At 56.3% G+C, this 9,283-nt stretch carries 11 protein-coding genes; 6 read left to right on the forward strand and 5 right to left on the reverse strand.

Going from position 1 to position 9,283, the window contains the following annotated elements:
• Window positions 1-28 precede the first annotated feature (28 nt).
• Window positions 29-436, forward strand: coding sequence for a winged helix-turn-helix transcriptional regulator (locus ACXJ5O_RS12055; protein WP_457300101.1), 408 nt, complete (start codon window positions 29-31; stop codon window positions 434-436).
• Window positions 437-537: 101 nt separating this feature from the next.
• Here the strand turns inward: ACXJ5O_RS12055 and groL are convergent, their stop codons facing one another.
• The 3 genes from groL to ACXJ5O_RS12070 all read right to left on the reverse strand — a co-directional run bounded on the left by groL (window position 538) and on the right by ACXJ5O_RS12070 (window position 3,135).
• Window positions 538-2,184 (reverse strand): chaperonin GroEL, encoded by a 1,647-nt coding sequence (gene groL / locus ACXJ5O_RS12060; protein ID WP_457300095.1) that lies wholly within the window; start codon window positions 2,182-2,184, stop codon window positions 538-540.
• Between the two features lie 57 nt (window positions 2,185-2,241).
• Window positions 2,242-2,538, reverse strand: coding sequence for a co-chaperone GroES (gene groES / locus ACXJ5O_RS12065; protein WP_106715529.1), 297 nt, complete (start codon window positions 2,536-2,538; stop codon window positions 2,242-2,244).
• Window positions 2,539-2,784: 246 nt separating this feature from the next.
• Window positions 2,785-3,135 (reverse strand): winged helix-turn-helix transcriptional regulator, encoded by a 351-nt coding sequence (locus tag ACXJ5O_RS12070; protein ID WP_224512522.1) that lies wholly within the window; start codon window positions 3,133-3,135, stop codon window positions 2,785-2,787.
• A 102-nt stretch (window positions 3,136-3,237) separates the two neighbouring features.
• Between ACXJ5O_RS12070 and ACXJ5O_RS12075 the strand changes: the two genes are divergently transcribed.
• Window positions 3,238-4,251, forward strand: coding sequence for a zinc-binding alcohol dehydrogenase family protein (locus tag ACXJ5O_RS12075; protein WP_457300096.1), 1,014 nt, complete (start codon window positions 3,238-3,240; stop codon window positions 4,249-4,251).
• Between the two features lie 50 nt (window positions 4,252-4,301).
• On the opposite strand, the gene ACXJ5O_RS12080 is transcribed toward ACXJ5O_RS12075, so the two are convergent.
• Entirely contained in the window at window positions 4,302-4,616 is a 315-nt protein-coding gene (locus tag ACXJ5O_RS12080) for an ArsR/SmtB family transcription factor (protein WP_457300097.1), read from the reverse strand.
• A complete protein-coding gene (locus ACXJ5O_RS12085) occupies window positions 4,613-5,611 on the reverse strand; it encodes a cation diffusion facilitator family transporter (protein ID WP_457300098.1) in 999 nt (332 codons plus the stop codon). Before ACXJ5O_RS12085 ends, ACXJ5O_RS12080 begins: the two co-directional genes overlap by 4 nt.
• Before the next feature lie 160 nt (window positions 5,612-5,771).
• Here ACXJ5O_RS12085 and ACXJ5O_RS12090 point away from each other — a divergent pair, with 160 nt between their 5' ends.
• From ACXJ5O_RS12090 to ACXJ5O_RS12105, 4 genes are all read left to right on the forward strand, one after another.
• A complete protein-coding gene (locus ACXJ5O_RS12090; RefSeq protein WP_457300102.1) occupies window positions 5,772-6,620 on the forward strand; it encodes a TIGR01459 family HAD-type hydrolase in 849 nt (282 codons plus the stop codon).
• Window positions 6,621-6,631: 11 nt separating this feature from the next.
• The gene (locus tag ACXJ5O_RS12095; protein ID WP_457300099.1) at window positions 6,632-7,612 is read left to right on the forward strand and encodes a bifunctional riboflavin kinase/FAD synthetase; all 981 of its coding nucleotides are present in this window, start codon (window positions 6,632-6,634) and stop codon (window positions 7,610-7,612) included.
• 103 nt (window positions 7,613-7,715) lie between these two features.
• Complete coding sequence (locus ACXJ5O_RS12100) at window positions 7,716-8,558, forward strand: MipA/OmpV family protein (protein WP_112525978.1); 843 nt, start codon at window positions 7,716-7,718, stop codon at window positions 8,556-8,558.
• 272 nt (window positions 8,559-8,830) lie between these two features.
• The coding region (locus ACXJ5O_RS12105; RefSeq protein WP_457300100.1) for a class I tRNA ligase family protein at window positions 8,831-9,283 on the forward strand (453 nt) is incomplete at its 3' end.

Consider the following 9,283-nt stretch of genomic DNA (forward strand, 5'->3'; position numbering starts at 1 on the left):
TTCCAAACGACCGCAAGGAGGCACTTTTTTGAAACCGGATCACTTTGAAGTAACCTCCGCGTGTAGCGCGGTTCATCACATTCTGGCGCGGGTCGGCGATAAATGGACGGTGCTGGTCGTCAGTTATCTTGGCAATCGCTCAATGCGATTCAACGAGTTGAAGCGAGCGATCAATGGTATCTCGCAAAAGATGCTGACGAGCACATTACGCAGCCTTGAGCGCGACGGTTTCGTCACGCGAACGGTCTATCCGACCATTCCGCCACGTGTGGATTACGAGCTGACGGACCTGGGACGCGATCTGCTGGTTCCCGTGCGTGGACTAGGCGACTGGGCGATCAGGAACGAGCAACGTGTCAGCGAGGCCCGTGCCCGTTTCGACGCAACCCACGGGAATGCCGAGGTACAGCGGAGATTCGCTGACGCGGCAGAATAGGGAATCTTGCCAAGCCTGTACAAGAGTACGTTAAACAGCTGTGATAACAAAAAAGGCGGGTCGAAACCCGCCTTTTCCGTATTTGCGTGGATGAGGACTTCTTAGAAGTCCATACCGCCCATGCCGCCCATTCCGCCGCCTGGCATCTGGGGAGCGCCGCCGTTGTCCTTCTTCGGAGCTTCGGCGATCATGGCTTCGGTAGTGACGAGAAGGCCAGCAACCGACGCCGCATCCTGCAGAGCAGTACGGACAACCTTGACCGGATCGACGATGCCAAGAGCGATCAGATCGCCGTACTCGCCATTAGCCGCGTTGTAGCCGTATGTGTCCTTCTTGTTCTCAAGGATCTTGCCAACAACGATCGAAGCTTCATCGCCTGCGTTCGTTGCGATCTGGCGAGCCGGAGCCTGCAAAGCTCGACGAACGATGTTGATGCCAGCATCCTGATCGGCATTTGCACCCTTGAGGGTAAGACCAGCCGAAGCGCGAAGGAGAGCAACGCCACCGCCAGCAACGATACCTTCTTCAACAGCCGCACGGGTTGCATTGAGGGCGTCGTCAACGCGGTCCTTCTTTTCCTTCACTTCTACTTCCGTTGCACCGCCAACGCGGATAACGGCAACACCGCCAGCGAGCTTGGCAAGGCGTTCCTGCAGCTTCTCGCGGTCGTAGTCGGAAGTGGTTTCGTCGATCTGCTGCTTGATCTGGCCGACGCGGGCGTTGATTTCGCCCTTCTTGCCATGACCGTCAACGATCGTGGTGTTTTCCTTGGTGATCGACACCTTCTTGGCGCGGCCGAGCATGTCGAGCGTAACGCTTTCGAGCTTGATGCCGAGATCTTCGGAAATGACCTGACCACCGGTGAGGATCGCGATGTCTTCCAGCATTGCCTTGCGGCGGTCGCCGAAGCCAGGAGCCTTGACAGCAGCAATCTTCAGGCCGCCACGCAGCTTGTTGACGACGAGGGTTGCAAGAGCTTCGCCTTCGACGTCTTCAGAGATGATGACGAGTGGCTTGGAGGTCTGAACAACAGCTTCAAGAACCGGCAGAAGAGCCTGCAGGTTTGAAAGCTTCTTCTCGTGCAGAAGGATGTAAGCGTCTTCGAGATCAGCAACCATCTTTTCAGGGTTGGTGACGAAGTATGGCGACAGGTAGCCGCGGTCGAACTGCATGCCTTCAACGACTTCGAGCTCGGTCTCAGCGGTCTTGGCTTCCTCGACGGTGATAACACCCTCGTTGCCGACCTTCTGCATCGCCTTGGCAATCATTTCGCCGATTTCAGTCTCGCCATTGGCAGAGATCGTGCCAACCTGCGCAACTTCTTCCGAAGTCTTGATCTTCTTGGCGCTCTTGCCGAGCTGCTTGACGACTTCTGCAACAGCGAGATCGATGCCGCGCTTCAGATCCATCGGGTTCATGCCGGCAGCAACAGCCTTGCCGCCTTCCTGAACGATAGCCTGGGCAAGAACAGTAGCAGTCGTGGTGCCATCACCGGCAATGTCGTTCGTCTTCGAAGCGACTTCACGCACCATCTGTGCGCCCATGTTTTCGAACTTGTCTTCGAGTTCGATTTCCTTGGCAACGGTTACGCCGTCCTTGGTGATGCGCGGAGCGCCGAAGGACTTGTCGATAACAACATTACGGCCTTTCGGGCCGAGTGTTACCTTGACAGCGTCTGCAAGGATGTTGACGCCGCGCAGCATGCGCTCACGCGCGTCGCGGCCGAATTTTACTTCTTTGGAAGCCATTTTATCTCTCCTGGGATTGAACCCGGTTTGATCGAAGTTTTGTTGAAAGGTCGGTGATTAGCCGAGGATACCCAGAATGTCGGATTCCTTCATGATCAGCAGGTCTTCGCCGCCAATCTTGACTTCCGTGCCGGACCACTTGCCGAACAGGATAAGATCGCCTGCCTTGACATCGAGTGGTACGAGCTTGCCTGCTTCGTCACGAGCGCCAGTGCCTACGGAGACGATTTCGCCTTCCTGTGGCTTTTCCTTGGCAGTATCCGGAATGATGATGCCGCCTGCAGTCTTTGCTTCGGATTCGACGCGGCGTACTACGACGCGGTCGTGAAGCGGGCGGAACTTGGTCTTGGCCATGGTTAGAACCCTTGATGTTGGTGTCAAAACGATGTCGCGGACAGCTGCGCCATCCGCGTTATTAGCACTCGACAGAGGTGAGTGCTAACTGCGGCCGGAGATAGTGGGATGACACTGAAGAGTCAAGGGAAAGCTGCGATGAATCTTTTCTGCGGTAAACCCAAAATCGGCAGTCGCAAGGCGCTCGCTAGCGCTGCAGCCAAGCGTTTATTCCATATAAATGTGATGTATTGATGAAACGAAGAGTCAGGCTGCTTCCTTGTCGACAGCGAGATTGGCATCACCCCATGCCTTCAAGGCGTTGATAACCGGCTCCAGACTACGGCCGCGCTCCGAAAGCGAATACTCGACCTTGGGCGGCACCTCGGCATAAACCTTGCGTATGATCAGCCCATCAGCTTCCAATTCGCGCAGCTGGTTGGTCAGCATGCGCTGCGTGACATTGACTAGCTTGCGGCGAATTTCATTGAACCGCAGCGTACCTGACATGAGATGGTAAAGGATCACGCCTTTCCACTTGCCATCGATCAGGTTGAGAACACCTTCCACGGGGCATCCTGCGGAACAATCAAACGTCTTGTGGCGCACGCGCGGCATAACGGTATCCTTTTTGACACTATATGCATTGTATGTGCATTCTTGCACTTATGTAATATAAGGCGCATCTCGGGCAGGTCAACTTTTCCAGGAGCAACGATCATGCGCGCTGTCGCCTATTTCGAATCACAACCCATCACCGCTGAAACTTCATTGGTCGATATCGACCTGCCGAAGCCCGAAGCAAGTGGCCGAGACCTGTTGGTTGAGGTGAGGGCGATATCTGTCAATCCCGTCGACACCAAGGTCCGGGTCAGGCTAAAACCGGAAGGGGGAAGCGCCCAGGTGCTTGGCTGGGATGCGTCAGGCGTCGTAGCCGCAGTGGGTCCCGAGACACAACTCTTCAAGCCGGGTGATGAAGTGTTCTACGCTGGTGTGATCGATCGTCCCGGCACGAACTCAGAATTTCACCTAGTCGATGAGCGTATCGTCGGCAAAAAACCATCATCGCTGAGCTTCAGCGCCGCGGCCGCCTTACCGTTGACATCGATTACCGCGTGGGAAGCGTTGTTTGATCGGCTTCACGTCGAAACACCGGTCCTCGGGGCGGCCAATGCCATCGTTATCATCGGCGGCGCCGGTGGAGTTGGATCGATCGCTATTCAGCTCGCGCGAAAGTTGACCAACCTCACCGTCATCGCCACGGCGTCGCGTCCGGAAACGCAGGCTTGGGCCCGTAATCTCGGCGCCCATCACGTCATTGATCATTCAAGACCTATCGCAGCACAAGTAGAAGCGCTGGGTATAGGCGCTCCGGGATTCGTGTTCTCAACCACCAACTCCGACGCGCATCTTGCCGAAGTCGCCACGCTGATCGCGCCGCAGGGCCGGTTCGCACTGATTGATGATCCGAAGACACTCGATGTCATGTTGTTGAAGCGCAAGAGCATATCGCTGCATTGGGAGCTGATGTTTACACGGGCGCTGTTCAAGACACCCGATATGGATGCTCAGCATCGAATTTTGAACAAGGTGTCGGAACTCGTTGACGAGGGGACGATCAAAACCACTCTCGCCGATGACTTCGGCCCGATCAACGCCGCCAATCTGAAGAGAGCACATGCACTCATCGAAAGCGGCCGCGCCAAGGGCAAGATTGTACTGTCTGGATTTTAACCATGCCAATCGTGCTGGCTATATGAGTAGAAGCGGCTAAAAGAGCAGCGTCAGTCGTCGGACTGCTCTTCACAAACGTGATGCGCCATATCGACGAGCATGTCGCTGACGTGCTTGTCGGCTAGCTCGTAGAATATCTGCTTTGCCTGCCGGTTGCCCCGTACCAGCCGTGCCCCGCGCAACAGTCGCAGGTGATGGCTTACCAGCGACTGCGACAGATCGAGGCTAGTCGCTATATCACCGACTGATCTCGGCTCGTCGAGGCAGAAGAACAGGATGCGCAGCCGCGTCGGATCGCCAAGCAGCCGAAACGTCTCTGCGAGGATCGTCGTATCGAGTTGTGACGGAATCGCCAGCTTGCTCAATGTTTATGATCCTCGTGACCATGACTATGCGGCGCGTGGTCATGATCCGCATGGTCATGTTCTTCGTGATCGCCGCCCGGCTCGATGCCAAGGCAGCAATCCTCCGGCGCGGTATCCGGCCAGTCGATTGCAATGGTGGAGTGTTCAATCCCGAACTTCGTTCTCAGTTCGGCTTCGACCTGCTTGACCAGCAAATGTGGGTTGGCGTCCGCTTGCGGCAGCACATGCAACGTCGCGAGCGCTTTCCCTGATGTAATCATCCAGACGTGAACGTGCCGAACATTGGCGCAACCGGGTATGGTTTTCTTCAAATGCTGCTCGATCTCTTCCGGCGAGGCGTTCGCCGGCGCACCTTCAAGAAGAATATGCATTGAATTTCGCAGCAATGCCCAGGCACTGCGCAGGATAAGCAGGCAGACGAAGACAGAGAGGATGGGGTCTATCGGCGTCCAGTCCGTATAATAGATGACGATAGCGGCGATGATTGTCCCGACGGAACCAAGCAGATCGCCCAGCACATGCAGGATTGCACCCTTGATATTAACGTGCTCGCTGTCACCGCGCGTAAGGATCCAGAATACAGCAATGTTGATGACCAGCCCGATCGTCGCGACGATCAGCATCGGCCCTGCCAGTACTTCACCGGGGTTGCGGAAGCGATCAATTGCTTCGATGGTAATCCAGATGAGGATAGCGAAGAGCGCGATGGCGTTCATCAGCCCGGCAATGACTTCAAAACGCAAATAGCCGAATGTGCGCCGCTCATCCGCTGCCCGTTTGCCGAAATGAAATGCCGCATAGGACAGCGCGAGAGCCGCCGCGTCGGTCACCATATGGCCAGCATCGGCGATCAGCGCCAGCGAACCCGACAATATACCGCCGATGACTTCGACAATCATGAAGGCGAATGTAATGAAAAACGCGATCAACACTTTGCGCTGATTATCCACCGTGATCTTCGGTGCGTGGTCGTGGCCTTCGTGTGAATGTGACATGGCTTGCCCTAGTTATAACAAACATATCAATAATTGTTCATATGTATGCTGTCAATATTTGGACGCGAAACAATCGCCGATGATCATGGGTGACACATTTCATGCAATCGGGTAAGCGGTGTCGGGCTTTGCGTTCTCGGAAAGGATCGGCATGACCGATATGATACATTTGCAGCGTCTCGACGAATTGATGGATCGTTACGATGTACTCCTGTGCGATGTCTGGGGCGTTCTGCACAATGGCGTGGATTCTTTTGCTTCCGCATCGGCAGCTCTATCACGCGCGCGGAAAGCCGGTCTGACGGTCGTACTTATAACCAATGCACCGCGCCGTTTCGACAGCGTCGCGCAGCAGATACACGCGCTCGGCGTGCCTGAGTCATCCTATGACCGTATCGTCACGTCCGGTGATGTCACGCGCGAATTGATCCGCAATGCGCCCCGCCATGTCTTTCACCTTGGGCCTGAGCGCGATGAAACGCTGTATGAAGGGTTGGACGTCGAACTTGTCGAGGAACGCGAGGCAGACGTCGTTGTGTGCACCGGATTCTTTGACGATGAGACGGAAACACCTGAAGACTATGCCGAAATGCTGACCCGATTCCGGTCGCGTGATCTGCCGTTCATTTGCGCCAATCCGGATATTGTCGTCGAGCGCGGCGACCGCCTCATATGGTGCGCAGGAGCTCTTGCCCGTGATTACAGCCAACTCGGGGGCCGCACCTTGATTGCCGGCAAGCCGCATCGCCCAATTTACGAGGCCGCTGTTGCCGCTGCTGCGGAAGTGCGCGGCGAGCCTGTCGATCTCGCGCGCGTCCTCGCTATCGGCGATGGTATGCTGACTGACATCAAGGGCGCCGACCTTTTCGGAATTGACGCCCTTTATATTTCCGGCGGTATCCATGCTGGAGATTACGTCATGGGCGGCGTTCAAGACCTTCAGAAACTGCTTGCATTTCTGGCGAAGCACGGCAGCAATCCTGTGGCCACGATGCCCATGTTGGCCTGAGGCTAAAGTTCATGTCGATCCTGCGTCTGAGCGATCCAAACCATTTGCCCGAGCACCTCAAAGATGCCGTGGTCGCGATCGGCAATTTTGATGGTGTGCATCGCGGTCACCAGGCCGTGCTGGAGCGCGCGCTAGAGGCAGCGCGGGCGGCGGGAAAGCCGTCCCTCGTGCTGACTTTCGAGCCGCATCCGCGCAGCGTGTTTGTACCGGACCAGCCGGTGGACCGCTTGACCCCGGCCGCCGAGAAAGCCTCTATTCTCGAGGCACTGGGCTTTGATGCGGTGATCGAGTGCCACTTCACGCGCGAATTTTCGCAACTGACTGCAGACGTATTTGTGGACCAGATACTGGTCGGCGCCCTGGCGGCGAGTCGCATCGTTACCGGGTTTGATTTTCATTTCGGCAAGAACCGTCAGGGCGGACCCGCCTTTCTGATGGATGCCGGCGAAAAGCGTGGCTTTCACGTCACACTGGTTGATGCCTTCCGCGATGAGGGCGGCCACGCAATCTCATCGAGCCGTATTCGCGAACTTTTCGGCGAAGGGGAGGTGGTGGAGGCAGCGGGTCTACTCGGTTATCGCCACCGTATTCGGGCAGAGGTCATTCGCGGCAAACAGCTAGGCCGCACTATCGGATTTCCCACAGCCAACATGGTGTTGCCGCCGGAAACTCATCTGAAACACGGCATTTACGCCGTGCGCTTCCGCGGGGCGGACGGCACACTCTACGATGGCGTTGCCAGCTTCGGCCGGCGACCGACAGTTGACACAGATGGTGAACCGCTGCTCGAAACCTATGTCTTCGATTTCAACGGCGATCTCTATGGTGAGACCTGCGCTGTATCATTCTTTGGTTATCTGCGCGGCGAGGAAAAATTCGACGGCCTGGAACCGATGATGCAGCAGATTAAGCGTGATGAAGAGGAATCGCGGGCCTTGCTGCAGGGTGTGCGGCCATTGTCGGCGCTCGACCAGACGATCAACTTCGATTGAATTGGTAAATTGTTTACCAAGACAATAAAGCCAATTTTATCTATCTTTCGGTAGTTTCGCCAGATAACTTGCCACCTTCCAGGCAGGGTTCCGGAGTGATTTCATGTCTATTCGCCTGATTGGCGCTCTCTCGAGCGCACTGTTTTTTGCGGGATCAACTGCAGTTTTTGCTGATGAGTATTATCCGGACAGCCAGCCAACCAGTAGCACGCGCGGAGATCATTGGTGGTCAGGCGACTGGTATCTCACGCTTGGCGCCAAAGGCTTCGTTGCTCCAAAGTATGAAGGCGCCAAGGACTATATGCTCAGCGCTGCCCCGGTTATCTCCCTTGGCCGTGCAGGTAAGTCGGTTCGTTTTTCCTCGCTCAACGACAATGCCTCCCTCGGTTTCATCGACACAGGCGTTTTCCGGGCTGGTCTCACCGGTAAACTGATTACCGGGCGCGACCGTGGTGACTCTGATGATCTCAAAGGCCTTCACGATGTCGACTGGGGATTCGAGCTCGGCGGTTTTGCCGAATTCTATCCGACAGACAATATTCGCGGCCGGGTCGAGGTACGGCGCGGTATCGGCGCCCATGACGGCGTCGTTGCTGATTTTGCCATCGATGCTTTCAAGGACATAACACCGACAGTGCGCGTGTCTGCGGGCCCGCGTGCAACGGTCGCCTCCAAAGACTATTTTGAGGAATATTATGGTGTGACTGCCAGCGAGTCTGCCGCATCGGGCCTCGCACGGTATTCGCCCGGTGGCGGCCTGAAGTCGCTTGGCGTCGGCGGTCAAATCACCTGGCAGACCACCGACAAGATCACCACGAGCGCCTATGCCGAATATAGCCGGTTAATGGGGCCAGCGGCAGATTCGAGCCTGGTCAGGGAACGCGGTTCGGCCAATCAGGCGACACTGGGCGTGCAGGCAACCTACCGCTTCGACTTCGCGCTTTAAGGGGTTGAGGCGGCGTACGCGAAGTTTATTGCGCCTCCCCCTTTATTCTACGAGCGGTGATTGCTAAAAGCGCGGCATGAAAACCGTTTGCTGGACTGGCGCGCAGTCCATACCTATTCAGACGATACGAATTACTGGCCCGGCCTTGCCGCGTTCCTGAAGCTTCGGCTTTGCGGTGCGGAAGGTCCGGGGCGGCGCTATTGCGCTCTAACATGATTTCTTCGAATCTTGCCCGCTGCGATAACGCGCGGGCCCCATCACAAGCTGGTAAAATGACCGATACGTCCACGACACTTGACTATTCGAAAACACTCTATCTGCCGCAAACGGATTTTCCGATGCGCGCCGGGCTGCCTGCCAAGGAGCCGGAATTCGTTGCACGCTGGCAAGAGATGAATCTCTACAAGAAGCTGCGCGAGGACGCGAATGGGCGTCCGCTCTATGTCCTTCATGATGGTCCGCCCTACGCCAACGGCAACATCCATATCGGCCACGCGCTGAACAAGATCCTCAAAGACGTCATCACCCGCTCGTTCCAGATGCGTGGCTATGACTCCAATTATGTGCCCGGCTGGGACTGTCACGGCCTGCCGATCGAATGGAAGATCGAGGAGCAGTACCGGGCCAAGGGCAAGGACAAGGACGACGTGCCGATCAACGAATTCCGCAAGGAATGCCGTGAGTTCGCCACGCACTGGATCAAGGTCCAGTCGGCGGAGTTCAAG

The organism is Phyllobacterium sp. P5_D12, from assembly GCF_054049495.1.

Excerpts from the sequence above, each read along its gene's own strand:
- ACXJ5O_RS12070 (WP_224512522.1), bottom strand. The coding sequence starts at position 3,135 with ATGCCGCGCGTGCGCCACAAGACGTTTGATTGTTCCGCAGGATGCCCC.
- groES (WP_106715529.1), bottom strand. The coding sequence starts at position 2,538 with ATGGCCAAGACCAAGTTCCGCCCGCTTCACGACCGCGTCGTAGTACGC.
- ACXJ5O_RS12095 (WP_457300099.1), top strand. The coding sequence starts at position 6,632 with ATGTCGATCCTGCGTCTGAGCGATCCAAACCATTTGCCCGAGCACCTC.
- groL (WP_457300095.1), bottom strand. The coding sequence starts at position 2,184 with ATGGCTTCCAAAGAAGTAAAATTCGGCCGCGACGCGCGTGAGCGCATG.
- ACXJ5O_RS12090 (WP_457300102.1), top strand. The coding sequence starts at position 5,772 with ATGATACATTTGCAGCGTCTCGACGAATTGATGGATCGTTACGATGTA.
- ACXJ5O_RS12085 (WP_457300098.1), bottom strand. The coding sequence starts at position 5,611 with ATGTCACATTCACACGAAGGCCACGACCACGCACCGAAGATCACGGTG.
- ACXJ5O_RS12100 (WP_112525978.1), top strand. The coding sequence starts at position 7,716 with ATGTCTATTCGCCTGATTGGCGCTCTCTCGAGCGCACTGTTTTTTGCG.
- ACXJ5O_RS12075 (WP_457300096.1), top strand. The coding sequence starts at position 3,238 with ATGCGCGCTGTCGCCTATTTCGAATCACAACCCATCACCGCTGAAACT.